20 protein-coding genes and 2 tRNA genes are annotated in these 25,014 nt (G+C 68.6%); 13 read left to right on the forward strand and 9 right to left on the reverse strand.

What is annotated here, in order from left to right; translation table 11 throughout:
* On the reverse strand, nucleotides 1-302 hold a 302-nt coding region (gene encB, locus D7X96_RS32280; RefSeq protein ID WP_279637412.1), incomplete at its 3' end, for an encapsulin nanocompartment ferritin-likeEncB family encapsulin nanocompartment ferritin-like cargo protein cargo protein.
* A gap of 201 nt (nucleotides 303-503) precedes the next feature.
* Here encB and murJ point away from each other — a divergent pair.
* From murJ to D7X96_RS32300, 4 genes are all read left to right on the forward strand, one after another.
* Nucleotides 504-2,141, forward strand: coding sequence for a murein biosynthesis integral membrane protein MurJ (murJ, locus tag D7X96_RS32285; protein ID WP_167510907.1), 1,638 nt, complete (start codon nucleotides 504-506; stop codon nucleotides 2,139-2,141).
* 228 nt (nucleotides 2,142-2,369) lie between these two features.
* On the forward strand, nucleotides 2,370-4,382 hold the full coding sequence (locus D7X96_RS32290; RefSeq protein ID WP_121771487.1) for a S1 RNA-binding domain-containing protein: 2,013 nt from the start codon (nucleotides 2,370-2,372) through the stop codon (nucleotides 4,380-4,382).
* A 47-nt stretch (nucleotides 4,383-4,429) separates the two neighbouring features.
* Nucleotides 4,430-4,503: transfer RNA gene (locus tag D7X96_RS32295), tRNA-Met, on the forward strand.
* A gap of 78 nt (nucleotides 4,504-4,581) precedes the next feature.
* A tRNA-Met gene (locus D7X96_RS32300) sits at nucleotides 4,582-4,655 on the forward strand.
* Nucleotides 4,656-4,700: 45 nt separating this feature from the next.
* Here D7X96_RS32300 and D7X96_RS32305 read toward each other — a convergent pair.
* Nucleotides 4,701-5,621 (reverse strand): LysR family transcriptional regulator, encoded by a 921-nt coding sequence (locus D7X96_RS32305; RefSeq protein ID WP_121723398.1) that lies wholly within the window; start codon nucleotides 5,619-5,621, stop codon nucleotides 4,701-4,703.
* Between the two features lie 93 nt (nucleotides 5,622-5,714).
* Between D7X96_RS32305 and D7X96_RS32310 the strand changes: the two genes are divergently transcribed.
* Nucleotides 5,715-6,350 carry a pyridoxamine 5'-phosphate oxidase family protein gene (locus D7X96_RS32310; protein ID WP_121771488.1) on the forward strand — a complete coding sequence of 212 codons (636 nt, stop codon included), beginning with the start codon at nucleotides 5,715-5,717 and terminating at the stop codon, nucleotides 6,348-6,350.
* A gap of 61 nt (nucleotides 6,351-6,411) precedes the next feature.
* On the forward strand, nucleotides 6,412-7,623 hold the full coding sequence (locus D7X96_RS32315) for a lipase family alpha/beta hydrolase (RefSeq protein ID WP_121771489.1): 1,212 nt from the start codon (nucleotides 6,412-6,414) through the stop codon (nucleotides 7,621-7,623).
* A 6-nt stretch (nucleotides 7,624-7,629) separates the two neighbouring features.
* Here the strand turns inward: D7X96_RS32315 and D7X96_RS32320 are convergent, their stop codons facing one another.
* From D7X96_RS32320 to D7X96_RS32340, 5 genes are all read right to left on the reverse strand, one after another.
* Complete coding sequence (locus tag D7X96_RS32320; protein WP_244219802.1) at nucleotides 7,630-8,283, reverse strand: hypothetical protein; 654 nt, start codon at nucleotides 8,281-8,283, stop codon at nucleotides 7,630-7,632.
* A 110-nt stretch (nucleotides 8,284-8,393) separates the two neighbouring features.
* Entirely contained in the window at nucleotides 8,394-8,588 is a 195-nt protein-coding gene (locus D7X96_RS32325; RefSeq protein ID WP_120551560.1) for a hypothetical protein, read from the reverse strand.
* Nucleotides 8,589-8,672: 84 nt separating this feature from the next.
* Nucleotides 8,673-9,404, reverse strand: coding sequence for a 2OG-Fe(II) oxygenase family protein (locus D7X96_RS32330; RefSeq protein WP_120551551.1), 732 nt, complete (start codon nucleotides 9,402-9,404; stop codon nucleotides 8,673-8,675).
* Between the two features lie 2 nt (nucleotides 9,405-9,406).
* Nucleotides 9,407-9,652, reverse strand: coding sequence for a hypothetical protein (locus D7X96_RS32335; protein WP_121723397.1), 246 nt, complete (start codon nucleotides 9,650-9,652; stop codon nucleotides 9,407-9,409).
* Nucleotides 9,653-9,754: 102 nt separating this feature from the next.
* The gene (locus D7X96_RS32340; RefSeq protein ID WP_120551553.1) at nucleotides 9,755-10,813 is read right to left on the reverse strand and encodes a DNA topoisomerase IB; all 1,059 of its coding nucleotides are present in this window, start codon (nucleotides 10,811-10,813) and stop codon (nucleotides 9,755-9,757) included.
* Between the two features lie 220 nt (nucleotides 10,814-11,033).
* Between D7X96_RS32340 and D7X96_RS32345 the strand changes: the two genes are divergently transcribed.
* The 6 genes from D7X96_RS32345 (at nucleotide 11,034) to D7X96_RS32360 (ending at nucleotide 21,779) form a co-directional block, all read left to right on the forward strand.
* On the forward strand, nucleotides 11,034-11,846 hold the full coding sequence (locus tag D7X96_RS32345; RefSeq protein WP_121771491.1) for a hypothetical protein: 813 nt from the start codon (nucleotides 11,034-11,036) through the stop codon (nucleotides 11,844-11,846).
* A 117-nt stretch (nucleotides 11,847-11,963) separates the two neighbouring features.
* The gene (locus D7X96_RS32350; RefSeq protein ID WP_120551555.1) at nucleotides 11,964-14,126 is read left to right on the forward strand and encodes a flotillin family protein; all 2,163 of its coding nucleotides are present in this window, start codon (nucleotides 11,964-11,966) and stop codon (nucleotides 14,124-14,126) included.
* A gap of 39 nt (nucleotides 14,127-14,165) precedes the next feature.
* Nucleotides 14,166-19,709, forward strand: coding sequence for a DNA repair ATPase (locus D7X96_RS32355; protein WP_121771492.1), 5,544 nt, complete (start codon nucleotides 14,166-14,168; stop codon nucleotides 19,707-19,709).
* Between the two features lie 177 nt (nucleotides 19,710-19,886).
* Nucleotides 19,887-20,387: a hypothetical protein gene (locus tag D7X96_RS39710; RefSeq protein ID WP_147468444.1), complete on the forward strand. Its 501-nt coding sequence runs from the start codon at nucleotides 19,887-19,889 to the stop codon at nucleotides 20,385-20,387.
* Nucleotides 20,377-21,042 carry a hypothetical protein gene (locus tag D7X96_RS39715; protein WP_147468445.1) on the forward strand — a complete coding sequence of 222 codons (666 nt, stop codon included), beginning with the start codon at nucleotides 20,377-20,379 and terminating at the stop codon, nucleotides 21,040-21,042. The genes D7X96_RS39710 and D7X96_RS39715 overlap by 11 nt, the downstream gene beginning before the upstream one ends.
* Nucleotides 21,043-21,179: 137 nt before the next feature.
* The gene (locus D7X96_RS32360; RefSeq protein ID WP_120551557.1) at nucleotides 21,180-21,779 is read left to right on the forward strand and encodes a hypothetical protein; all 600 of its coding nucleotides are present in this window, start codon (nucleotides 21,180-21,182) and stop codon (nucleotides 21,777-21,779) included.
* Between the two features lie 33 nt (nucleotides 21,780-21,812).
* Here D7X96_RS32360 and D7X96_RS32365 read toward each other — a convergent pair whose 3' ends face one another.
* Nucleotides 21,813-22,415 (reverse strand): expansin EXLX1 family cellulose-binding protein, encoded by a 603-nt coding sequence (locus tag D7X96_RS32365; RefSeq protein WP_120551558.1) that lies wholly within the window; start codon nucleotides 22,413-22,415, stop codon nucleotides 21,813-21,815.
* A 213-nt stretch (nucleotides 22,416-22,628) separates the two neighbouring features.
* Here D7X96_RS32365 and D7X96_RS32370 point away from each other — a divergent pair, with 213 nt between their 5' ends.
* The gene (locus D7X96_RS32370) at nucleotides 22,629-23,234 is read left to right on the forward strand and encodes a hypothetical protein (protein ID WP_120551559.1); all 606 of its coding nucleotides are present in this window, start codon (nucleotides 22,629-22,631) and stop codon (nucleotides 23,232-23,234) included.
* A gap of 99 nt (nucleotides 23,235-23,333) precedes the next feature.
* Here the strand turns inward: D7X96_RS32370 and D7X96_RS32375 are convergent, their stop codons facing one another.
* Nucleotides 23,334-24,953, reverse strand: coding sequence for a vWA domain-containing protein (locus tag D7X96_RS32375; protein WP_121771493.1), 1,620 nt, complete (start codon nucleotides 24,951-24,953; stop codon nucleotides 23,334-23,336).
* Nucleotides 24,954-25,014: the final 61 nt, after the last annotated feature.

Genomic DNA, 25,014 nt, shown 5'->3' on the forward strand with positions numbered 1-25,014 from the left:
GGCGGGGCGGCTGGCAGGGCGGGCTCCGAGGGGACGTTCCCCACGGCGGCCTGGAAGTGGCCGGGGACGAAGGGCTTCGCGAAGTGCGAGTCCTGACCCTTGTCGAGCATCCGGAGCATGTGGGTGGCCTCGGACACGTGCTCCTTCTCCTCGGCCGCCAGGTGGAGGAAGAAGGCCTTCACTTCCGGATTCGAGGAGTCCTCGGCGAACGCCTCGTACTCGTTGATGGTCTCGAGTTCGCGCGCCAGGACGGCGCGGATGCGCGCGACGTCGGACCGCTCGGTGTCGGACTTTCCGGCCATTGGGGGCGGACCCTCGCAACCCGTGGGGAGACCGTCAAGTGAAACAGCGGTCGAAGGGTTTCCTGCTGCATGCCGAAGAACGCCGGACGTAGAGTCCGGCCCTTCGTGACCGCCCCCGCACCCGTCTCGCCTCCTCCGTCCGGCTCCCCGGCCGCCCCTTCACCGTCCATCCCTGAACGCAGCGCGGGAGGGCGGGGCGCGATGCTGGTGGGCATTGGCATCCTGGCGTCGCGGCTGATGGGGCTCGTGCGCGAGCGCGTCTTCGCGCATTACCTCGGCAACGCGGAGGCCGCCGCCGTCTTCAAGGCCGCGCTGCGCATCCCCAACTTCCTCCAGAACCTCTTTGGCGAAGGCGTGCTGTCCGGCTCCTTCATCCCCGTCTATGCCCAGCTCCTGGGCAAGAAGGACGCGGACGAGGCGGACCGGGTCGCGGGCGCGGTGTTCGGCCTGCTGGCCCTGGCCACGGGCGTGATGGTGGCGCTGGGCATGCTGGCCACGCCGCTGTTCGTGGACCTCATCGCGCCGGGCTTCGAGGGCGGCGAGCGCGACCTGGCCGTGCGGCTGGTGCGCATCCTCTTTCCGGGCACGGGCTTCCTCGTCTTGAGCGCGTGGTGCCTGGGCATCCTCAACAGCCACCGGCGCTTCCTCCTGTCGTACCTGGCGCCCGTGGTGTGGAACGTCGTGATCATCGCCACGCTGCTCGTGGTGGGCAACTGGCAGGGCACGTCCGGGGGCCGCGCCGCGGAGGAGGCCCTGACGGAGTGGCTGGCCTACGGTGTCGTGCTGGGCAGCTTCCTCCAGTTCGCGGTGCAGGTGCCCACGGTGATGCGCCTGTTGGGCCACTTCCGCCCGGTGCTGTCGCTGGCCAGCGCGTCCGTGCGCCAGGTGCTGAAGAACTTCGGCCCGGTGGTGCTGGGGCGCGGCGTGGTGCAGTTCAGCGCGTGGGTGGACACCGCCTTCGCGTCGCTCATCTCCAACCGCGCGCTGTCCTCGCTCCTCTACGCGCAGACCATCTACCTCATCCCGGTGAGCCTCTTCGGCATGGCGGTGTCCGCCGCGGAACTGCCGGAGATGGCGCGCGCCACGGCGGAAGGGGAGGCCCAGGCGCACGAGAAGCTGCGAAGCCGCATCGACGCGGGCTCGCGCCGCATCGCCTTCTGGGTGGTGCCGTCCGCCGCCGCGCTCCTCTTCCTGGGCGACCTGGTGAGCGGCGCGCTGCTGCAGACGGGCCGCTTCGGGGCCTCGGACTCGCGCTACCTCTGGTACCTCCTGATGGGCGCGTCGGTGGGGCTGGTGGCCTCCACCGTGGGCCGGCTCTACGCCTCCGCCTTCTATGCGCTGAAGGATCCGAAGACGCCGCTGCGCTACGCCATCGTGCGCGTGGCCCTGGGCACCGTGAAGGCCTGGTTCCTGGCCCTGTGGCTACCGGAGCGCCTGGGCCTGCCCCGGGAGCTGGGCGCGGCGTTCCTCACCCTGTCCAGCGGCATCGTGGCCTGGGTGGAGACCACGCTCCTGCGCCGCAAGCTGCGCTCCATGGTGGGGCCGGTGGGCCTGCCCTCGGGGCTGTTGCCCCGGCTCTACGGCGCGGCGGTGGTGGGCGGGCTCGTGGCGTTGGCCGTCAAACAGGGGCTCACGGGCCTCCTGGGACCCATGCCCGGCGTGGACCTGGAGTGGGGCGGGGGGCTGCTGGTGCCGCCCCGGCTGCACCCGGTGCTGGGGCTGCTGGCCACGGCCGTGCCCTTCGGGGTCGTCTACTTCGCGGTGTCCGCCGCGCTGGGTGTCCCAGAGGCGGGCGCCGTCTTCCGCAAGGTGGGCCGGCGGCTGGGTCTGGCCCGGTAGACGCGGCGCGGCGCCCGGCGGGACGGCTGCCTTCCAGGCAATGCCTGGGAGCTCAAACGGAATGCAGGACAGGCCCCTTTCCGTTGCGATAGGAGGCCCTTTGTGAAGAGGAGTGCCGTATGCGGCTTCCTCCGGGCATGGCGCGCGTGTAGAGTGCGCCGCCTTTTTCAAGAGGCCCTGACTTCAAGGAAGTCCCGGGTCGGAAATCGTCAACGGAAGGTCTCGGCAGTGAGCGACGAGAAGAGCGGCGGAAATTCGGGCGGTCCTGGCGGTTTCGGTCCCAAGAAGCCGAAGGCCACGTTTGGCGACGTGATGCTGGGCATCCCTTCGGGGGGCCAGGGCAACGAGCGCGGCGGTGGCCGTGGCGATCGCGATGAGAAGCGCGGCCCGGGCCGCGGTGATCGCGGTCCTCGCGACGCCCAGTCGCAGCCCCGTCCCCAGGGCGACGCGCCCCGCGGCGGTGGCGAGCGCGGCGGTGGCCGTGGCGGCGAGCGCCGGGGTGGTGGCGGGGGCGGCGAGCGCCGTCCCTCCGGGCCCATGGTGGTCGTGAAGCGCGCCTCGGGCTCCATCGAGACGCGCGCCCTGGAGGGTGAGAAGCCCGCCGAGGCGACCGCGACCGCGGAGCAGACGGGCGCCGACGCGCAGGCCTCCGCGGCCTCCACGCCGGCTCCGACGCCGCGCCCGGTGACCCCGGCCCCCGCGCCGCCCAGCCCGCTGTACGACGAGGTCCCGGAGACCGAGTCCTTCGCGGACATGTTCGAGGCGCAGGTCAAGGACGGTGGCGCTCCCGGCCGCCGCGGCGTGCGCGTGGGCGAGAAGGTCGCCGGCACCATCTTCCAGCTGGGCGCGGACACCGCGTTCGTGTCGCTGGACGGCGCCTCCAAGTCCGAGGCGATGATCGAACTGCGCGAGCTCAAGGACGACGAGGGCATCCTGCGCTTCGGCGTGGGCGACCGCCTGGAGGCGCACGTCGTGGAGATGGGCGCCAAGGGCATCATGCTCAGCCGCGCGCTGGCCAAGGGCAACGCGTCCTTCGCCATGCTCGCGGAGGCCCGCGCCTCCGGCATGCCGGTGGAGGGCCTGGTCCTCAGCGTGAACAAGGGTGGCGTGGAAGTCGCCATCGGCGAGACGCGCGCCTTCTGCCCCATCAGCCAGCTGGACATCCGCTTCGTGGAGAAGCCGGATCAGTTCATCGGTGAGAAGCTCCAGTTCCGCGTGACGGAAGTGCGCGACCGCAACGTGGTGCTGTCGCGCCGCTCGCTGCTGGAGGACGAGCAGCGCCGGCTGGCCACGGAGACGCGCAAGACCCTGGCCGTGGGCAAGACGGTCAAGGGCAAGGTCTCCGGCGTGCGCGACTTCGGCGTGTTCGTGGACCTGGGCGGCGTGGAGGGCATGATCCCCGTCTCCGAGCTCTCCTACACGCGCGTTGCTCACCCCAGCGACGTGGTGAAGCAGGGTGACGACGTGGAGGTGGAGATCCTCCGCATGGAGGAGGGCCAGCCCAACTCCCCGGACAAGTCCAAGCAGAAGGAGCGCATCACCCTGTCGCTGCGTTCGCGTCAGGAGGATCCGTTCAAGAAGGCGCTGGAGGAGATCAAGGAGGGCGACCGCATGCAGGGCAAGGTCGTCCGGCTCCAGCCCTTCGGCGCCTTCGTGGAGCTGCGTCCGGGCGTGGACGGCCTGGTGCACATCTCCGCGCTGAGCGACCGCCGCATCGCGCACCCGCGCGACGCCGTGAAGGAAGGCGAGGTCATCTGGGTCGCGGTCGAGAAGATCGACCCCAATGACAAGCGCATCGGCCTGCGCCGCATCTCCGAGGAGGAGGCCCAGCGTCCTCCCGAGGAGCGCGCCGCGCAGCAGGCCCAGGCCGCGCAGGCCGCCGCCGCCCAGGCCGCGGCGCCCCGTCCCAAGGTGGGCGCGGTCGTCGTGGGCAAGGTGGACCGGCTGGAGCAGTACGGCGTGTTCCTCGCGTTCCCGGGTGGCAAGGGCCTCATCCCCGCCAGCGAGACGGGCACGGACCGTGGCACGGACATCCGCAAGCACTTCTCCATCGGCCAGGAGCTGAAGGTGGCGATCATCGACATCGACGCCTCCGGGAAGATCCGCCTGTCCATCCCCGCGGCGGTCCGCGCGGAGGAGCGCGCCGAGGTCGAGGCGTGGCAGAAGACGCAGCAGCCGCAGGGCGCTGGCAAGAAGGGCTTCGGCACCTTCGCGGATCTGCTCAGCAAGCTTGGTAAGTAGTTGTTGACGCTGACGAGAGGCTTCGGTACTTAGCCTCTCGTTCTCGCCGCGGGGTGGAGCAGCCTGGTAGCTCGTCGGGCTCATAACCCGAAGGTCGCAGGTTCAAATCCTGCCCCCGCAACTTGAAGAGCCCGGGGTCGAAATGAAAGTTTCGACCCCGGGTGTTCAAGGTGATAACAGCAGTACCGCGTCACGGTGACGCGGGGTGGAGCAGCCTGGTAGCTCGTCGGGCTCATAACCCGAAGGTCGCAGGTTCAAATCCTGCCCCCGCAACTTGAGAGAGGGCCCCGGTGGAAACGCCGGGGCCCTTTCGCTTTTTCAGCGTCTGGCCGGGCGCCACGCCTCGACGGGCAGCAGCGGGTGCTGCTCGAAGTGGCTGCGCGCCGTGCGGACGAACGCGCCCACGTTCGCGGAGGCGCTCCGGCGGCCGGGGTAGATGACGCTCACCGGGACCGGAGGCGGCATGAACGCCCCGAGGACCAGGACGAGCCGCCCCCCGAGCACCGCGTCCGCCACCTGGTACGACAGCGTGCGCGCGATGCCGAGGCCCTGCTCCGCCGCAGCGATGGCCGCGTCCGCGCTGTTCACGATGAGGCGGGGCTGGACGCGGACCGCCTGCTCCTTCGCGCCGAAGCGCCACTCGTTCGCCGTGTTGAGGTTCTCGAAGTCGATGAGCTGATGGCGGATCAGCTCCGCGGGTGAGCGGGGCGCACCGCGCTGCTTCACGTAGCGGGGGCTCGCCACCAGCACGCGGCGGACCGTGGCGACCTTGAGGGCGATGAGGCTGCTATCCTTCAGCTCCCCCAGGCGGACGGCCGCGTCGATGCCTTCGTCCACGAGGTGCTGGTTCCGGTCCGACAGCTGCAAGCGGATGGACAAGTCCGGATGCGCCACGAGCAGCCTCTGGACCACGGGCAGGACGTGGAGCCGCCCGAAGACGATGGGGGCGGCGAGGTGGAGCTCGCCTCGGGGCTCGGCGTTCTCGCCCCGGACGCGGCGCTCGGCTTCGTCCAGGTCCTCCAGCAGCCGCTGGCAGCTCTCCAGGTACACCTGTCCGCGTTCGGTGAGGCGCACGGAGCGCGTCGTGCGCGTGAGGAGCGCGAGCCCCAGCCGCTCCTCCAACTGGGCGACGGCACGGGTCGCCACGGACGGAGAGATGCGCAGGTGGCGGGAGGCGGCCGTGAAGCTGCGCTGCCGGGCGACGGCGACGAACGTTCGAAGCGTGAAGAGCTGGTCCATGATTCTTGCGGAGTTGGCAATGAAGTCTTGCCGGTCCAGCTGATTATTTCAGCACGCCCCATGGCTATACGGAGTGCATCGAGGGAGAAAACCATGGGCCGCTTCGCAAGACTTGCCTTCACGCCCGCTGTGAAGGCGCTGCAGCAACAGTTCGGGAGCCGTGCGGCCTACGCCCGCATGGAGAGGGCAGGGGACGCGCCGGACGTGCTCTCGCCCGACGAGGCGGAGTTCCTGTCCCAGCGTGACAGCTTCTACATGGCGAGCCTGGGTGCGAACGGCTGGCCCTACATCCAGCACCGGGGCGGTCCTCCGGGCTTCGTCCGGGTGTTGGAACCGCACACGCTGGGCTTCGCGGACTACCGGGGCAACAAGCAGTACATCTCCGCGGGCAACGTCAGCGAGAACGACCGGGTCGCGCTCATCTTCGTGGACTACCCGAACCGTGCCCGCCTGAAGGTCCTGGCGCACGCGTCGGTCATCACCCGCGAAACGGACCCCGCGACGATGGAGCGCCTGGAGGTTGCCGGAGAGGGCACGAAGGCCGAGCGTGGCTTCGTGCTCCGGGTGGAGGGCTTCGACTGGAACTGCCCCAAGCACATCACGCCCCGGTTCACCGAGGCGGAGCTCGACGAGCTGCTGCGTCCGGTGTCGACCGAGCTCCAGACGCTTCGCGCGGAGAACCGTTCCCTGCGCGAGGAGCTGGAGCGCTTGAGGCGATCCCCGGCTTGACCCTGGACCCTACGGTCCGGTAGGTTACGGTCCGGTAGGTTTGGCCATGGAGGGACGAGCCATGAGCAGCCGGTCGCCGGGAGCAGGGAAGAACGCGGAGGTCCTGCGGGGTGTCAGTCACCTCGTGGTGCAGGCCACCCGGAGCGTGATGGGGCTTGTCGGGGACGTGCACTGCACCATCGCCAGTGGGCCGTCCGTCCTGGGAAGGCCGCTGGAGCGACCGGCGCGGGCCGTGACGGGGTGGATCTACTCGACGCTTCAGGAAGTCACACGGCACGTCGGGGACGGAGTCGATGCCGTGCTCGGGCAGCTCTCACCGTGGCTGGGCGACAGTGCTCCGGGACCCCAGCGAGAGGCCGTGCTCTCCGCGCTGAACGGGGTGCTGGGGGATGCGCTGGAGGAGCAGGGCAACCCGCTCGCCATCCCGATGGCGTTCCGGGTCCACGGACAGCCGTTGCAACTGGAGCCTGGGGCCCTGCGCGCCGCCCTTCCGGAGGCAGGGCGCCGGCTGCTCGTGCTGGTCCATGGCTCCTCGATGAACGACCTGCAGTGGAGCCGGCGAGGGCATGACCACGGCGCGGCGCTGGCGCGCGACCTCGGCTACACGCCGGTGTATCTCCACTACAACAGCGGTCTGCACATCTCGCGGAACGGGCGTGCGTTCTCGGAGCTGCTGGAACAGCTCGTGTCCTGCTGGCCCGTGCCGCTCGAATCGGTGACGCTCCTGGGGCACAGCATGGGTGGGCTCGTGGTGCGGAGCGCGTGCCTCGCGGCGGAGAGCGCGGGCCATGGCTGGCGCCCCTTGTTGCGGCGGCTCGTCTGCCTTGGCTCGCCCCATCACGGTTCTCCGCTGGAGCGCGGTGGAAGCTGGGTGGACGTGCTGTTGGAGTTCAGCCCGTACAGCGCGCCGTTCGCACGGCTGGGACGGATCCGCGGTGCCGGAGTCACGGACCTTCGCTTCGGCAACGTGCTCGACGCGCACTGGGAGGGACGCGAGCGCTTCGGGTGGGGTGGGGATGTTCGTCGCGGCCTCACGCTGCCGGAGGGCGTGGACTGCTACGCGGTCGCCGCGACCACCGCGAAGGCACTGGCGGAGCGGCTGCCCGGTGACGGCCTGGTCCCGGTGGACAGCGCGCTCGGGCGCCATGCCCTGCCGGAGCTGACGCTGCGGTTCCCGGAAGCGCACCAGCGCATCATCCCGGGCGCGAATCACCTGGACCTGCTCGACCACCCGGAGGTCTACGCCACGCTTCGCACGTGGCTCGCTTCCTGAGCCTGGTTATAGCGGCTGGACGTGCTCCGCGATGCGGCCGGAGGCGATCCGCTCGCGCAGTTCATCCGCCATGCGGTCGCCCTCGGTGAGCACCTGCTTCCACGCGCGGATCCGGTCGTCGGCCTTCATCCCCGTGAAGTCCGCGCGGTCCGGGATGCGGCCTCCAGGCAGCCGCGCCAGGTGCGCGGGGGACGGCGTGATGATCAACGCGCGGCGGAAGTTGAGCGGCCCCGCGCGGCGCCACTTGAGCGACTTGTCGAACCAGCCGGGCACCACGTACGGATAGAAGTGTGGATAGAGCACCAGCCCGTCGCTCGTGCCGTAGTCGACGTCCAGGTGGTAGTCGACGACGCCGCCGTCCCGGTACGTGCCGGGCGGAGCCCCCGGGATGTCGTGGACGCCCGCGAGCACCATCGGGATGGAGCCCGACGCGATGAGCGCCGGCCGCAGGTTCTCGCGGGTCAGCGGGCAGTGCACGGACGGCAGGTCCTTGAGTCCGGCGAAGGGGCTGGTGTCTCCGGCGGTGTGGAACACGACGCGCTCCATGTGGAGCCCCAGCGTCTTGCGGCTCACCGCGTTCGCCAGCGCGCCCAGCACGAAGCCCGCGAGCTGCACGCGGGAGTCCTCCACCCCCAGCAATCCCTTGCACCGGGTCGTCACGACATGCAGCCGAGCCCACGGAGGATGCGCAGGGCGTCGGGACCAGCAAGCAGGGTCAGGCTCTGGCTCATCGCGGGCGCGGACCCTAACAGTCCACCGCGAGGAATGGCTCAGCGCTCGCCGTTCGGGATGTCCGAATCCAACGGATGGATGACGGCCACCTGATGACCGTCCTCTGGCTCCGTGCGCGCCTCTTCCAGCTCCTCGGGTTTCTGGGGTGCCCGTTCGGAGAACGCATCATTCTCCAGGTGCCGTTGGCGCTGCTCACTGGTCTCGCCGTAACCCTCCAGCTTCTTGCCCGCCATGATCATCCTCCCAGTCGAAAGCTGAACCTCAAGCCTTGGGATGGAGCCCGGTGGGCGCAAGCGGTGGTCAGCCCGGGTGGCCGCTCACTCCTCCAGCGTTCCCACGGAAGGGGACGCGCCGTCGCGCTCGCGCTGGGCCTCCAGGTAGGCGGAGAAGCCCGCCTTGGACTGGATGCGGAATGCCGGGAGCCGGGCGAGCACTTCGTCCGTGAACGCGTACTGCTCGCAGACGAGGCTCGCGCGCAGGGCGCCTTCCGGGCCGCCCGTGAAGGCCTGGACCTCGTGCTGGAGGTTGCCCCGGAAGTGGACCAGCAGGCCCGGCCGGGGCCGCACCTCGCCCTGGAGCTCGTTGTCGCGCAGCAGCCGCAGCGCGCCTCCCTTCGCCCCTCGCGGAACGCGCAGGTACAGCACGCTCACGTGTTCGGGTGTCGCGTTGGGAACGCCGCTCGGCTCCTGCAACGTCGCGTCGATGTGGCGCCCCACCGGCGTGCCCGCGTCCAGCAGCAGCAGGTTCAGATAGAACGCGTTGGGACGCGGACGCGTGTCACGGCCGCCGAACCAGCGCTGCGTCCACGGCAAAAGCCCGCGCGCGGTGTCGTCGTCCAGGATGCGCCGCAGGTAGACGGACAGGAACGGGAAGCGGGCCTCCAGCGTCGCGCGGCCCTCGCGCGTGAAGATGAACGCGAAGCCCCGGCTCGCGCGGAAGGTCCCCATCAGCGGACTGCGCGCGACGAAGCGCGAGCCGAGCAGGGCATCCCCCAGGGACTCCAGCTCCGCGCGGGGCAGGGCGCCGCGGTGGGTGACGTACTCGGGCACGGTCAACCGTAGGTCCAGTTCAACGCTTCCAGCTTCGCGATGAACTCCTCGCGCGAATTCGCGGAGAGGATGGGCTCCCCCGGCTTCAGGCTGGGCCACTCCATCTCGGGCATCCACATGCCCCTGGTCCGCATGGACTCCTCGTACCGGCGGGCGTTGGCTTCCGCGTCGAGGACCAGCGGCTCCAACCGCCACTGTCCCTCCTTCACGGAGATGATCGCGGTCGGACTGCCACGCCCCAGATGCAAGGGCAGCCGCTGCTCCGCGCCGGGAGCGCTCAGCCATTGGAGGACCCGCGCGCGATTGGGGCCGAGGAAAGGTGCCAGGGGAATGCCTCCTCCTCGGGACTCTTACACGGACGCCTGCTTCACGGCACCCTTCGACTTGCCCAGCATGTGCAGCAGCGCCTTCTCCGAGCAGTGCATGCCTTCGCCCGCGTTCGCCGTCAGCTCATCCACCGACTTGAAGTAGCGGTCCACCACCTGGCCCCTCTCGAAGAGGACGAGCACGGACGGGTAGATGTACGACGCCTTCGCGACCGCGGGTGTGTTGCCCAGCTGCTCGGAGGCCTCGCGCACGGCGGCCACCATGCTCTTCTTGAGCACGGTCTTCTTCACCGGGCCGTTGTCGCCGTCCTCCTTCACGCGCTCACGGGCCCTGGCCAGCGCGCAGGCGCAGATGAGCGTGCCTGCCCAGGTGCGGAAGTCCTTCGCGCTGTAGCCCGGGCCCATCACCTGCTGGATGTATTCGTTGATGTGCCGGCGCCGCACGTCCACCACCGCGCCGTCGTCGAGCACGAACTTGAAGACGTCCCGCCCGGGCACCTTCAGCAGCTGCCGCACGAGCGTCGCCACGCGCCGGTCCTTCAGCTCACGGTGCTGCCGCACGCCGGACTTGCCCGGGTAGTCGAACACCACCGTGTCGCCATGCACCTTCACGTGCCGCGCCCGCAGCGTGGCCAGCCCGAAGCTGCCGTGCTCCTCGGCGTAGCGTTCGCTGCCTGGCCGGATGAAGCAGGTGCCCAGGATGCGCAGCATCCCCGCGAGCACCCGGTCCTTGACCAGGCCGCGCTTGCGCAAGTCCTTGCTCACCTGCCGCCGCATCTTCGGCAGCGCCTGCGCGAAGCCCACGATGCGCTGGTACTTCGCATCGCGCTGCTTCTGCGTGTGCGCCTCGCTGTAGCGATACTGCCAGCGGCCGGCGCCGTCCCTGCCCACCGCCTGGAGCCTCGCGGAGGCCTTGGGCGAAATGGCCACGTCCGTCCAGGCGGGCGGCAGCCGCAGTGCGTTGATGCGCTCCCGCTCCGCGTGGGACACCGCGCGGCCCCGCGCGTCCACGTAGCGGAAGCCGCGCTTCATCGTGCCCAGCCTCCGGTGGCCGCTCTGCCGGAGCCGCTCCAGCTGGGTCATTCCGTGGCGGCTCGCGGGCTGGGGGGGCTCGGATTCTGAGACGGTGGCGTGGGAGGACATCGCCTCCCTGTAGTGCGCAGCCTACGCCGGGGCGGCAATCCGGTTGCCCCCTGGAGGCATGGAGAGCAGGCAACCGGAAAAGCCCGGGTGGCATTTTCGGATATGGGTGCAGTCGTTTAGAGTTCGTTGCGACTCCCACCTCCAAATTTATTCCCGAGGCATGACCACCTTCCTCGCCGCCCTGCTGGCGTTCCCGACCGCGATCTTCACCATCCTCCTCGGAGTGGTGCTGGCGTACTGGCTGTGCGTCATCATCGGCGCGGCGGGTATCGACATGCTGGATGGCGACTCGGCCCTGGAGGGCGGCGCCAAGGCGATGAGCGGCGCGTTCGAGGGCGGCGCCAAGGCCACCTCGGGGATCCTGGAGGGTGGCGCGAAGGCCCTCGGGGGCCATGACGTCGGCCACGCGGGGCACTCGCACCTGCACGACGCGGAGGCCGCCACCGGCCTGCTCGCGGCGCTGGGCTTCGGGGGCATCCCCGTCACCGTGTCGGTGAGCCTGGTGGTGTTCCTCTCCTGGTCGCTGTCGCTGCTCAGCGGACAGGCCACGCACTCGCTGCTCTCCATGCTGCCCTCGTGGCTCGTGAGCACGGGCCTGGGCCTCGGCTGCTTCGTGGTGGCCACGGTGGCGAGCGGGATCGCGGTGCGGCCCCTGCGCCCCATCTTCATCGCCAAGAAGGCCCCGGGCCGCGAGGCGCTGATGGGCCGCGTGTGCACCATCTCCAGCGGCAGCGTGACGGCGAAGGACGGTCACGCCACCTTCGACGACGGGGCCGCGGGCCTCATCCTCAACGTCTTCTGTGACAAGCCCAACCAGCTCAAGCGCGGCCAGCCGGCGTTGATCCTCGGCTACGACGCGGAGCGGGGCGTGTACGAGGTGGAGCCGGTGGACTGGCTCCTGCCCCAGGAAATGGAGCAGCTGCGTGATCCGCTGAAGGCAGCGGCCATCGCGCGAGCGCGCGCGCAGCGATGAACATTGGCGTCCTCCGGCACCTTCCGGACGGGCGCGACAATCGGCACCGGGTGGCTTTCGCGGGGGACCCCGAGTGCTTGGAAAAAGGCCCGCCCAACGGACTTCACAGGATAGGCCATGGATCCCATCACCAGTGCGGCAATCGCTCTCGTCGCCATCGTCATCTTCTTCGGCATCTTCGTCAGCGTGGCCAAGTTCTACCGCCAGGTGGATCAGGGCAAGGTGCTCATCGTCAACACGCTGAAGGCGGAGCCCACGGTCACCTTCACCGGCTCCGTGGTGCTGCCCATCGTCCACCGCGCGGAGGTGATGGACATCTCGCTGAAGACGGTGGAAATCGACCGCCGCGGCAAGGAAGGCCTCATCTGCCAGGACAACATCCGCGCGGACATCAAGGTCACCTTCTTCGTGCGCGTGAACAAGACGCGTGAAGACGTGCTCAAGGTGGCCCAGTCCATCGGCTGCGCGCGCGCCTCTGACCAGGAGACGCTGGAGAACCTCTTCGAGGCCAAGTTCTCCGAGGCCCTGAAGACCGTCGGCAAGTCCTTCAACTTCGAGCAGCTCTACACCAAGCGCGATGAGATCAAGGACAAGGTGGTGGAGACCATCGGCCGCGACCTCAACGGCTACATGCTGGAGGACTGCGCCATCGACTTCCTCGAGCAGACCCCGGTGGAGATGCTCGACAAGGACAACATCCTGGACGCCCAGGGCATCCGGAAGATCACCCAGCTCACCACCGAGCAGAACGTCTTCACCAACGAGCTGCGCCAGTCCGAGCGCATGGCGGTGACCAAGCGCAACGTGGAGGCCGACGAGGCCATCTTCGCCCTCGAGCGTCAGCGCGAGGAGGCGGCCGCCAAGCAGCGCCGCGAGATCGACAGCATCCAGGCGCGTGAGACGGCCGAGGCCGACCGCGTGAAGAGCGAGGAGTTCGCCAAGGCGCAGCTGGCGCGCATCAAGGCGGAAGAAGAGATCGCCATCAACGAGGAGAACAAGCAGCGCCAGGTGCAGGTGGCCCAGAAGAACCGCGAGCGCGTGGTGGGCGTGGAGACCGAGCGCGTGGAGAAGGACCGCGCCCTGGAGGCCATCAACCGCGAGCGTGAGACGGAGCTGCAGCGCATCGCGAAGGAGAAGGCGCTGGAGACGGAGAAGAAGGCCATCGCGGACGTCGTCCGCGCCCGCATCGCGGTGGAGAAGACCGTCGCCCAGGAAGAGGAGAACATCAAGGACCTGCGCGTGACGGCGGATGCCAGGCGCACCAAGGACGCCATCATCATCACCGCCCAGGCGCACGCGGAAGAGGCGTCCGTGAAGGACGTCACCGCCGCGGAAGCGAGCGCGAAGATCTCCGTGTTCCTCGCCAAGGAGAAGCTGACCCTGGCCGAGGCCGACCTGGAGGCCGCGGACAAGCAGGCCAAGGCGAAGATGCGGCTGGCCGAAGGCATCCAGGCCGAGTCCGCCGCGGCGGGCCTGGCCAGCGTGCGCGTGCGTGAGGCGGACGCCGTCGCCACGGAGAAGCTGGGCATGGCGCAGGTGCGCGTGAAGGAGGCCGAGGCCTCCGTCATCGAGAAGCAGGGCCAGGCGCAGGCGTCCGCGGTGCGCGAGAAGCTGCTCGCCGAGGCCGCGGGCTCCGAGCAGAAGGGCCTGGCGAACGCCCGCGTGCAGGAGGCGGAAGCCAGCGCCATCCACAAGCGCGGCGAGGCGGAAGCGTTCGCCACGCGCGAGAAGCTGCTCGCCGAGGCCAACGCCATCCAGGAGAAGCTGATGGCCGAGGCCCGGGGCCTGTCGGAGAAGGCCACCGCGATGAAGGCCCTGGACGGCGTGGGCCGCGAGCACGAGGAGTACCGCCTGCGCCTCCAGAAGGAGCGCGACGTGGAGCTGGCCGCCATCAACGTGCGCAAGGACATCGCGCAGGCCCAGGCCAGTGTGCTCGGCCAGGCGTTCAGCAACGCGAAGTTCCAGATCGTCGGCGGCGACGGGAAGTTCTTCGAGAACTTCATCAAGGCCGTGTCCTTCGGCAGCTCGGTGGACGGCGCGCTGGACCACGGCGAGGCCCTGAAGAAGGCGCTCGGCGGCTACCTCAACGGTGAGAAGGACCTGCCGGCGGACCTGAAGGAGATCCTTTCCAAGCCGGGCCTCAGCAACGACGCGCAGAACCTGGCCGTCGCGGCGCTGCTCAACCGCATGTCGGTGAGCCCCACGGAGAGCACCGCCGCCGGCATCAAGGCGCTGGTGCAGACGGAAGCCGCGGCCCTCGCGCAGAAGCAGCAGGGCTGAAGCCTCCCGCCAATCGCAATCCCTTTCCGGTGAACATCCATGGCAACTGACAGCACCAAGACCCCGGGCGCCCAGGCGCCCGGGGGCGAGGCGACGCTGGAGGGCGGCAGCTACGAGGTCATCCGTGCGCGCCTCCTCTCCCAGGCGGACGCGCTGGCGACCCAGGCGAACGACCTCAACGCCCGGCGCAAGGCGCTGTTTGGCGGCACGGAGCTCACCGTCATCGGCAATGAGCGGGTGCGCACGGAGAACAACTGCGTCCCCCGCGACATCGTCAGCGTCGGGAAGTACCTCCTCTTCGGCTACAACGTCTTCATCGGCCTGAAGAAGGAGACGAACGTCTCGGACGTCTTCTCGCTGCACCGCTTCGAGAAGACGGCCGAGGGGTTTGATTTGTCCGCCGTGCCTCCCACGGAGGCCGGCGGCTTCCTCGCGGACCCCCGGTTCGTGAAGGACTTCGGCGAGCTGTACAAGTACTACAAGGACGCGAAGCTGCTGCAGTTGCGGCGCCGGGACTCGCGCCTGCTCGCGGTGTTCCAGACGGGCCAGTCCGCGCGCGACCTCAAGGTCTTCCGCTTCAACGTGGACGTGGAGGGCCGCGCCACCTACGTGGACAACCAGGGCGAGCGCGACCACGTCTACCCGCCGTCGCACGACTTCGAGTGGACGGTGGCCACGCGCGAGCAGTACGTGCTGGGCCAGCACCCGCACGTCAACGTGCTGGATCAGGTCTTCGTGGAGACGGTGAAGGGCGACCTCACCGTGAAGGTGGAGGACAACACCACCACCGGCCTGGGCATCTACAGCGAGCCGGTGGACGACCCGGACCAGTCACTGGACGACGCGGAGTTCGCCTGGACGCAGGTGGGCGGGCTCATCCTCCTGCGCATCCTGCCGTTCCGGGAGAAGGCGCACCGCTACCTCGTCTTCAACTCGCGCACGCAGCACGTGGTGCGCATCGACGCCATTGGCCAGTCCTGTGTGCGGCTGCCGGAGGACCAGGGCATCGTCTTCCCGGGCGGCTACTACCTCCAGACGGGCGACTACAAGGTCTTCGACGGCGCGTCGGAGGGGATGGAGTTCCACCAGGCGGTGCGCTCGCCCAACGGGGAGGACGTGCTCTACGTCTTCCACCGCCGGGATGACGGCGCGTACGTGCTCTTCCCGTACAACCTGGTGCGCAAGGAGGTGCAGACGCCGCTGCAGGCCAACGGCATGAGCCTCTTCGCGGACGGCGGGCTGGTGGTGTTCCGTGCCACGTCGCAGGAGCCCACCCGCGTGCACCCCATGCAGGTGTGGCAGACGCCGTTCGTCTCCGACGAGCACGCGGCGAAGCTGCCCCCCGCGCCGGGCTACCTGGGCAAGGTGGGCAACGCGGAATTGGTGCGCGGCATCAGCGACGCGCTGACGCTGCCGCGCGTGGCGAAGACGGACAAGCCCACGCGCCGCACCTACGAGGACCTGGTCTCCGCGGCCTCGCGCGCGCTGGACGCGTACTACTGGCTGTCCCACGCGGAAGTGGGGCTCCAGGAGCCCATCGAGCAGCTGCGCCGCACCTCCGAGCTCATCATCGACGAGTTCGAGAAGGTCCTCGCGATGCGCAAGCGAGCGCAGGAGTCGCTCGCGCAGGCGCAGCAGGCGCAGGAGACGCTGCTCCTCAACTCGCAGCCCGAAGGCCTCACGGACGCCGAGGGCTTCATGCGCGCGCTGGCGGACCTGCGCCGGCACCGCGGGCACCTGATTACGTTGAAGGACGTCCGCTACATGGACCTGGGGCGCGTGGACGCCCTGGAGCAGGCCGTGGTGGCCGCGTCCGACGCGGTGAGCACCGCGTGCGTGGACTTCCTCCAGAAGGGCGAGGCGCTGCAGCCCCTGGCCTCGCGGCTGGATGGGCTGCTGGAGCGGCTGGAGCCTCTGACGACCACGGCCGAAATGGCCCCGCTGGCCGAGGACGTGGATCGCACCGGGCAGGGCCTGGAGGTCCTGGGCGAGGTGGTGGGCGGGCTCCAGGTGGGCGACCCGCTGGCCCGGGCTCGCATCCTGGAGGGCATCTCCGAGCTGTTCAGCCGGTTGAACCGCGTGCGCGCGGGGCTCCAGGCGAAGCGCAAGGAGCTGTCCGGCAAGGAGAAGCGCGCGGAGTTCGGCGCGCAGTTCAAGCTGCTGGGGCAGAGCATCGAGAACGCGCTGTCACAGGCGGACTCGCCGGAGAAGTGCGACGAGGCGCTCTCCAGGCTCACCGTGCTGCTGGAGGAGCTGGAAGGCCGCTTCGGCGAGTTCGACGAGTTCCTGGGGCAGATCACCCAGAAACGCGAGGAGCTGCTGGAGGCCTTTGGCGCTCGCAAGCAGGCGCTGGTGGACGAGCGGCAGCGCCGGGCCTCGGGCCTCTTCGGCGCGGCGGAGCGCATCCTCCAGGGCGTGCAGCGCCGGGCGAAGTCGTTCAAGGCGGACGACGAGCTCAACGCCTACTTCGCGTCCGACGCGATGATCCTCAAGCTGCGGCAGCTGGCCGAACAGCTGCTGGCGCTCCAGGACAGCGTGCGCGCGGATGAAGTCCTGTCGCGGGTGAAGTCCGCGAAGCAGGACGCCCTGCGCGCGCTGCGCGACAAGCAGGACCTGTTCGAGGGCGGCGAAGGCCTCATCAAGCTGGGGCAATACCGCTTCCACGTGAACACCCAGCCGCTGGAGCTGACGCTGGTGCCGCGCGACGGCGCGCTGTACCTCCAGCTCACCGGCTCCGACTACACGCAGAAGCTGGAGGACCCGGAGCTCCTGAAGTACCGCGAGCTGTGGGATCAGCACCTGGTCTCCGAGACGCGCGACGTGTACCGCGCGGAGTACCTGGCCGCGGGCCTGCTGATGGACGCGGAGGAGGGGAAGGGCGGCCTGACGCTCTCGGCGCTGTACGAGGCCGGCGCGCAGGGGCAGCTGATGGAGCGCGTGCGCGCGTACGCGGCGGACCGCTTCGACGAGGGCTACGAGCGCGGCGTGCATGACGCGGACGCGACGGCGCTCCTGGAGAAGCTGCTCGCGCTGCACCAGGGCGCGGGCCTCTTGCGCTTCGCCCCGGTGCCTCGCGCCTGGGCCGCGCTGTACTGGGCGTTCGACACGGACGACGCGCTCCGGGGCGTGTTCCACCGGCGCGCGCGCAGCCTCGCGCGGCTGCGGCAGGCGTTCGACATCGGCTCGGACCTGGTGGCGCTGGGGGATGAGCTGGGGGAGCGCGTGCTCGCGTTCCTCCAGGGCCACGGCCTCGCTGCTTCGCCCGCGGAGGGACGGCAGGCGGGCCGCTACCTGGCGGAGGAGCTGGCGGTGGACCGCCCGCGCTTCACCACCAGCCGCGAGGCCCTGGCGCTGAAGGACGCCTTCCTCGCGCACCTGGACCGCCACGGCTCGCGCAGCGCGTTCGACGACGACCTGCGCGGCCTGGAGAAGAACCTGCCGGAGCGCCTGCGCATCGCACGCGCCTGGGTGGACGCGTTCCTGGTGAAGCGCGAGGGCGGCCCCGGGGACGCGGCCCACGTCGCGCTGGAGACGGCGGTGGTGCTCGTCACGGACCGCAAGCTGGACCGCGAGACGGCGGGCGCCCTCACCGCCACGGAGGCCACGGGCCTGCTGGGCAGCCACCCGCGCATCCAGGAGCGCAAGCTGTCCCTGCGCCTGGACGAGTTCCTGTCGCGGCTGGGGGAGTTCCGCCAGGTGCGCGTGCCCGCGTACGTGGCCTACCGCGCGTACCTGAGGGATTTGCTGGACCGCGAGCGGCGCAAGCTGCGGCTGGAGGAGCTGACGCCCAAGGTGCTCACGAGCTTCGTGCGCAACCGGCTCATCGATGAGGTGTACCTGCCGCTCATCGGCGCGAACCTGGCCAAGCAGCTGGGCGCGGCGGGCGAGGGCAAGCGCACGGACCGCATGGGCATGCTGCTGCTCATGTCGCCACCGGGCTACGGCAAGACGACGCTGATGGAGTACGTGGCCAGCCGCCTGGGCCTCACCTTCGTGAAGGTGAACGGGCCGGCGCTGGGCCACTCCGTGAAGTCGCTGGATCCGTCGGAGGCGCCCAACGCCACCGCGCGGCAGGAGGTGGAGCGCATCAACCTGTCCTTCGAGATGGGCAACAACGTGATGCTCTACCTCGACGACATCCAGCACACGGACCCGGAGCTGCTCCAGAAGTTCATCTCCCTGTGCGACGGCCAGCGCCGCGTGGAGGGTGTCTGGAATGGCCAGACGCGCACGTATGACCTGCGCGGCAAGAAGTTCTGCGTGGTGATGGCGGGCAACCCGTACACGGAGACGGGTGAGCGCTTCCGCATCCCGGACATGCTCGCCAACCGCGCGGACACCTACAACCTGGGTGACATCCTGGACGGCAAGGAGGAGCTGTTCGCGCTCAGCTACCTGGAGAACGCGCTCACCTCCAACCCGGTGCTGGCGCCGCTGGCCACGCGCGACCCGCAGGACGTGCACCGCCTCATCCGGATGGCCAAGGGCGAGGACGTCCCCTCTGGCGAGCTGAAGCACGGCTACGCGGCGGCGGAGCTCCAGGAGATCATCGCCGTCTTCCAGCGGCTCTTCCGGGTCCAGCAGGTGCTGCTCAAGGTCAACCTCCAGTACATCGCGTCCGCCGCGCAGGACGAGCGCTTCCGCACGGAGCCTCCGTTCAAGCTGCAGGGCAGCTACCGCAACATGGGCAAGCTGGCGGAGAAGGTCGTCTCCGCGATGACGGACGACGAGCTGGAGCGCCGCATCGACGACCACTACCAAGGTGAATCCCAGACGCTCACCACGGCGGCGGAGCAGAACCTGCTCAAGCTGGCGGAGATGCGCGGGCGCCTGACGCCGGAGAAGGCGAAGCGCTGGGAGGAGATCAAGCAGGGCTTCGCCCGCGTCAAGCGCATGGGGGGCAAGGAGGACGACCCCGTGGCGCGCGTCACCGGGCAGCTGGGCGCCATCGAGGAGCAGCTGGGCTCCGTGCGCGACGCGGTGGTGCAGGCCGCCGCGCAGGTGAACGCCCCCAGCGGCGACACGCCCGTGGCCCCGCACCTGGAGGCCCTGCGCGAGGCCGTGCTGGAGGTGGCCCGCGTGGGCCGCGAGGCCGCCCAGAAGCCGCCGGTGCAGGTCTCCGTCCCGGCGCCCCAGGTCACGCTTCCGGCTCAGCCCCAGGCTCCGGCCACCGACCTGGCCCCGTACCTCAAGCACCTGGCGCAGCTGCTCAAGGCCCTCACCGAGCGCGTGGCCACCCAGGCGGACGAGGCGCCCACGCTGCGCAACGCGCCCATGCCCCAGGCCGCCGCGCCGGACTTCGGCCCGTACATGGCGCAGCTGGCCAAGGCCATCACGGCGCTGGCGGACCGGCCGGTGTCGGTGTCCCTGCCCACTCCGGCGGAGTCGCTCCAGCGCGCCGCGAACGGCCCTTCACCGGCGGAGCTCAGCCGGCAGATTGAACTGGTGGAGGGCGCGCTGCTGCCCCTGGAGCGCGCCGCCCGCCGCAACGTGCAGGGCGAAGGCGAAGGCATCAAGGCGCTCCAGGTCTGGCAGGGCGTCACCGAAGCCCTGGAGCTGCTGCGCGGCATGCTGCGGCGATAGGGGTTGTGAAGAGGTCGTTTAATGTTTTGCGTTGAGTCTTGTTGCTGTCGGATCATTTCGGTAATTCCCGAGGAAGACCCTCTCTGGAAAGTGACTGGTAGCCCATGGGAAGTGGCCAAGCCGCGCAATTGGAACCTATCAACGCTGAATGGTCGAGTCATGAAGGAGCGTTAAGTGATGGACGAGCAGGAGGCTGATAAAGTTTTTCGGCAGCTTACATCCATCTTGGGAGAACTCGACCTCGGATGGGTGGTGGCGCAAGTATTGGAGCAAGTTCGCGTTGGTCAGACGAAGCGGGAGTCTGTTCCGATGGAGCAACTGGAACTGCCTCGTGATACCTTATCCAGTTCACTTGAAGTCCCGCGTAGTGGTTCTAAAAGCCGGAAGCCGCAGCGCAAGAAGGAGGTGTTGATTAAAACACTTGATTATTCGCGAAAGGATCGACTTGGCCTGTTGCTTGATGGGATCGAGCGAGCAGTGACTCAGACAGCAGATATGGAGTCGGCTGCTACAGAATTCTTTCGGCAGGAAAAATCAGGCGATGTCAGGTTTGAGCCGGATGAGGAGGAGCTAGGAGAGTCTATACGTCTTGGTCAAGCCATCGGAGAGCGCAAAGAGGCGCTTGGAAAACTCGGGGCTTTGATATCTGAACTCCGGGAGCAGATTGATGCCAATTAGAGCAAACCTTCTGAGCGAGATTCAAGCCGCTTTGGGGAGTGCCATCTCCCCGGGGCTTTCTACCGCGTCCGCTCACTCAGATATTTTCGAGGCTTATACATTCTCCTTGGTGTTGAGAGCGGCTCGTGCGGAAGGGGCTTCGATTGCCTACTACAACGTAGATGGGACGACTCCCTCAACCTTTGTTTTTAGGACCAGCCCTGGATACATCTTCTCAACACAGCATGCCTACACGCATGCGGAGATTTCTATTCCTGGGAAGCCTGTTCTTGAGGCCCATATTGGCGTGCGTGTTGAGGGGAAGTCTAGGGTGCTGCACGAATGCGATGTTGCAGTGATGTTCAAGGATGAGGCTGAGACATGTCGTATGAACAGTGTGTCTCCTCGTTCAGCCAAGGTGATCCTTGCTGCAGAATGCAAATTCTATGCAAGTAATTTGCCGTTGGGGATGGCAAGAGCTTTCCTTGGTCTTGCCTCGGACATATCGTGCATGGCCCGGTTCTTGGTTGTAAACACTGGGTCGGATTCGGTTGAGCAATTGCTGAGCCATCGGCGAGAAGATTGGGAGCATCAGGTGGTCCCTGGGTCGAACACCGTGCCTAGGATTGAGAATCAGTTTAGAGAGGTTTTTAAACGCTTCAAGGCGCTTAGGTGACGTGTAAGTGCTATCAAGTTGCCTTGATCTCTTCCAGGGGGATGTTCTCATCTTAAAAGCACTCATTGCATGAGGAGAGTGACTAGGTCGTGTTAGGAGGGGCGGCGCAGTTCACCCCAGCCCTGGAGTGCAATGCCATGCTGAACCTCAAGTCTGTTGTTTCTCTTTGCGCCGTCATGGGCCTCACGGCGTGTGGCGCTGGTGTGGAGGGGGAGGACGGCCTCGCCACGCAGGAGTCCGCGCTGGTGACGGGGACCTCCCAGGGCTGCACCTTCACCGTGTCGTCCGCGGCGCAGCCGGGCACCTTGCCCCCCGTCTACAACGTCACCGTCACGCGCGCGGCGGACGCCACCTGCGCGTACGGCGCGGGCAGCGTCGTGGTGGGCACCTCCACCGGCACCGCGCCCACGCTGTCGCTGGCGGCCAACGACCTGGGCGTGGCCGTGAGCTACACGTACAAGACGAGCGTCAGCGGCAGCTCGCCCCAGTCCCTGGGCATCCGGCACGTGGCTCCGGACACGCTGGACATCGTCCGGTACGCGGGGCTGTCCGTGTACCTGGGCCGGGGCTCCATCTACTCGGGCAGCCTGTCCATCGCCTCCAACGGGACGACGCTGACCGTGTCCGGCACGAAGAATGGCACCCTCTACGGGCAGACGGGCTCGGGCAACACGTACGTGGCCAGCTACCCGGACTTCTTCACCAGTGAGACGGCCCCGTCCATCATGACGTTCTGATGCCGTGACGGACGGGGTGGAAGAAGGGCGTGCCTACTTCTGGGGCGCGAACTGCTCCGCCCCGTCCACCGTGTCGTCGTCCAGCACCTTCTCCACGGAGTCCACCAGCTGCTGCCCGTCGGAGGCCGTCACGCGCAGCTGGAAGCGGCCCTCGCCCACGCCGGAGTCGGTGACGAAGTAGTTGTAGCTCTCGCGCTTCAGGGACTTCCAATCACCGTCGCGCCGCCACTCCAGCTTCTGGATGGGCAGCCGGTGGTTGCGAACCTGGATGGCCGTCCACCACGGGTTGCTGCCGTCCTTGAAGTGGTACTTCACCGGGCCGGCCACGTCGCAGGACACCGGCGTCCAGGTGATGTTGACCCTGCCGTCCTTGGCCTCGGCGATCTTGTCGAAGGCCTTGCGTGACAGGTCCAGGTGGCCCTTGTCGCAGTCCGGGCACTGGTCCACGATCAACACGCGCACGTTGCCCTTGGGCCCCACGATGTCCACGCACTGGCCACAGGCGGCGCTGTCTGCGTACTGCTCGCGGTTCATCGCGGCCACCATCAGGTCGCCGCTCTTGTCGTAGCTGCAGTTGCCCTCACCGGTGGCGTCGTAGAAGGTCGCAATCCCTTTCTGCTCGGAACCCAGCGGCACGCCCCCACCCGAGGCAGAGTCTCCGCATGCCCCACAGGCAAGCGAGGCCAGGGCCAACACCAACGCATTCTGCAATGAAGCGGGTCGTTTCATACCGCGCACTATACACGCGTCGCTCCGCGTCAAGGACAAGCAGGACTCTGTGTCTTGGTCCTGTCAGACAGACTTGTTAGCGTTCGGGCCTTCCCCTCCCAAAAAAGGAAAGGAATTTCCATGCTGAAGAACAAGCTGACGTCCGTGGTGTGCCTTGGCTCCGCCCTCGCGCTCTCCGCCTGTGGTGGTCCGGAAGCGGAGGACGGCGCGGAGCTGTCGCAGCAGAGCGCGCGTCTGACGACGGCGTCCTCGCAGGGCTGTGACTACGAAGCGACCACGGTGCAGATCACCACCTCGCCGCCGCAGTACAACATCGTCATCACCCGCACGGGCGGCGCCAGCTGTACGCTGACGACGGGCCAGTCGGTGGTGGTCCAGACCGTTCCGCTGGCCGCGCCGGGCACGGTGTCCCTCTCCGGCTCCAGCATGGGGCTCGCGGTGGGCTTCACGATGAAGAACGGCTGGAGCGGCTCGGCCGCCACCGTCATGGCCGTGCGCGCCGTGGACCCCACCACGCTCTCCACCACGCGCAACGCGGACATCTACTGCGACTACATGACGGGCAGCATCCTCACGGGCGGCGCCAACATCTCCGCCAACGGCACCGACCTGAGCGCCTCCGGCACCAAGGCGTGCAAGATCGGCGGCAAGTCGGGGACCTACTGGGTGGCGAAGTTCACCGACTTCTTCACCACCACCACGCCCCCCGTCATCACCACCATCTGAAGCACCCCTGAAAAAGCCCTGCCCGCCACCGGTGCATCCCGGTGGCGGGCAGGGCCCCCCTTGCTGCGCGTCTCCCCGGTGTGTCGTGCTGGGTACTGTCTAGCGGCCGCTGGCGGACGCGCTCATCAGCGCGCGGGCCTGGCCGATGAGGCGGACGAACTCGGTGCGGTCGGCGTCACCGCCCACGGCGCCCTCCGCCAGCTTCTGCGCGGTGCCCAGGCTCCAGCCCTCCGCGGCGGGCGCGGCGCGGAGGATGTCCGCGGTGGCGGCCACGGACACGGCGAAGCGGAAGTCGGAGGAGGCCGCGTCCATGGACGGCTTCAGGTTGGCGCGGGTGAGCGGGAAGGCCTGCTCCTTGGCCTCCGTGCCGTTGGGCGCCTTGGCGCGGATGCGCACCGTGGCCAGTTCCTGCGGCGCGTCGCCGGTCAGCTCCACCTCGTAGAGCGCCGTCACGGTGTGGCCCGCGCCAATCTCGCCCGCGTCCACCTTGTCGTCACGGAAGTCCTTGTCCGCGATGTCGCGGTTCTCGTAGCCCATCAGGCGGTAGCGGCTGACGGCCTTGGGGTTGAACTCCACCTGGAACTTCACGTCCTTCGCGATGACCTCCAGCGTGCCGGTCAGCTGCGTCTCGAAGACCTTGCGCGCCTCCTTCATGCTGTCCACGTAGAAGCTGTTGCCGTTGCCCTTGTCCGCCAGCTGCTCCATCAGCGAGTCGTGGTAGTTGCCCATGCCGAAGCCCACCGTGGTGAGGGTGACGCCCTCGGACACGTACTTCTGCACGCTGGCCAGCATGGCCTTGGGGCTCAGGTTGGGGCCGATGTTGGCGTCACCGTCCGTGAGCACCACCACGCGGGACACCACGCCGGCCGCGGCCTTCTTCACCGCGTGCTTGTAGGCCGCCTCCATGCCGGAGCCCATGGCCGTGCCACCGCCCGCGACCAGCGTGTCCAGCGCCGCGTGGATCTTCTTCACGTCCGTGGCGGGCGTGGGGGGCAGCACGTCCCGCGTGGAGCCCGCGTAGGTGACGAGCGCCACGGTGTCGTTCTCGTTGAGGTTCTTCACCGCGACCTTGATGGACTCGATGGCCAGCGGCAGCTTGTCCGACGACGCCATGGAGCCGCTGGTGTCCACCAGGAACACCAGGTGCGCGGGCTTGCGCTGCGAACGGGAGACGACCTTGCCCTGCACGCCCACGCGCACGAACTGGCGGCGCGCGTTGAAGGGGGACGGCGCGCCCTCCAGGTGCACCGTGAAGGCGCCTTCCTCCGGCGGCGTGTAGCGGTACTTGAAGTAGTTGACGAACTCCTCCACGCGCACCGCGTGGGTGGGCGGCAGCTGGCCCTGCTGCAGGTAGCGCCGCGCCATGGAGTAGGACGCCGTGTCCACGTCCGCCGCGAAGGTGGACAGGTTGTCCTTCGCCGTCTCCGTGAAGGCGTTGGGCTTGTAGACCTCGAAGGTGTTGCCGCCCTCGGAGATGCCCTTGTCGTCCGTCAGCTCCTTCTTGGACTTCTCCATGAGCTGCGTGGGCGCCGGGGCCACCACGGCGCCTCCCAGGGCCAGGGCACCGCTCGGGGCGGGCTTGGCCGGGGACGCGCGCCGCATCTGGGGCTCCGCGGCGGCCAGGGCCTCCGCGGGGGCAGGGGCACCGGCGGACGCGAACTCGTCCGCCGCGTACTCCCGTGCGGGCGCGGAGGCCGCGGTGGTGTCCCCGCGCTTCATCTTCCTCGCGGCCGGCGTGGAGGGCGGGGGCGGCGGCAGGTCTGTCTCTTATACCCATCTG

This window comes from Corallococcus interemptor, from assembly GCF_003668875.1.
Taxonomy (GTDB): Bacteria; Myxococcota; Myxococcia; order Myxococcales; family Myxococcaceae; genus Corallococcus; species Corallococcus interemptor.

Coding starts and splice junctions, on each gene's coding strand:
- murJ (WP_167510907.1), top strand. CDS start 504: ATGCTGGTGGGCATTGGCATCCTGGCGTCGCGGCTGATGGGGCTCGTG.
- D7X96_RS32305 (WP_121723398.1), bottom strand. CDS start 5,621: ATGGACCAGCTCTTCACGCTTCGAACGTTCGTCGCCGTCGCCCGGCAG.
- D7X96_RS32310 (WP_121771488.1), top strand. CDS start 5,715: ATGGGCCGCTTCGCAAGACTTGCCTTCACGCCCGCTGTGAAGGCGCTG.
- D7X96_RS32315 (WP_121771489.1), top strand. CDS start 6,412: ATGAGCAGCCGGTCGCCGGGAGCAGGGAAGAACGCGGAGGTCCTGCGG.
- D7X96_RS32325 (WP_120551560.1), bottom strand. CDS start 8,588: ATGGCGGGCAAGAAGCTGGAGGGTTACGGCGAGACCAGTGAGCAGCGC.
- D7X96_RS32340 (WP_120551553.1), bottom strand. CDS start 10,813: ATGACCCAGCTGGAGCGGCTCCGGCAGAGCGGCCACCGGAGGCTGGGC.
- D7X96_RS32345 (WP_121771491.1), top strand. CDS start 11,034: ATGACCACCTTCCTCGCCGCCCTGCTGGCGTTCCCGACCGCGATCTTC.
- D7X96_RS32350 (WP_120551555.1), top strand. CDS start 11,964: ATGGATCCCATCACCAGTGCGGCAATCGCTCTCGTCGCCATCGTCATC.
- D7X96_RS32355 (WP_121771492.1), top strand. CDS start 14,166: ATGGCAACTGACAGCACCAAGACCCCGGGCGCCCAGGCGCCCGGGGGC.
- D7X96_RS39710 (WP_147468444.1), top strand. CDS start 19,887: ATGGACGAGCAGGAGGCTGATAAAGTTTTTCGGCAGCTTACATCCATC.
- D7X96_RS39715 (WP_147468445.1), top strand. CDS start 20,377: ATGCCAATTAGAGCAAACCTTCTGAGCGAGATTCAAGCCGCTTTGGGG.
- D7X96_RS32360 (WP_120551557.1), top strand. CDS start 21,180: ATGCTGAACCTCAAGTCTGTTGTTTCTCTTTGCGCCGTCATGGGCCTC.
- D7X96_RS32370 (WP_120551559.1), top strand. CDS start 22,629: ATGCTGAAGAACAAGCTGACGTCCGTGGTGTGCCTTGGCTCCGCCCTC.
- D7X96_RS32375 (WP_121771493.1), bottom strand. CDS start 24,953: ATGAAGCGCGGGGACACCACCGCGGCCTCCGCGCCCGCACGGGAGTAC.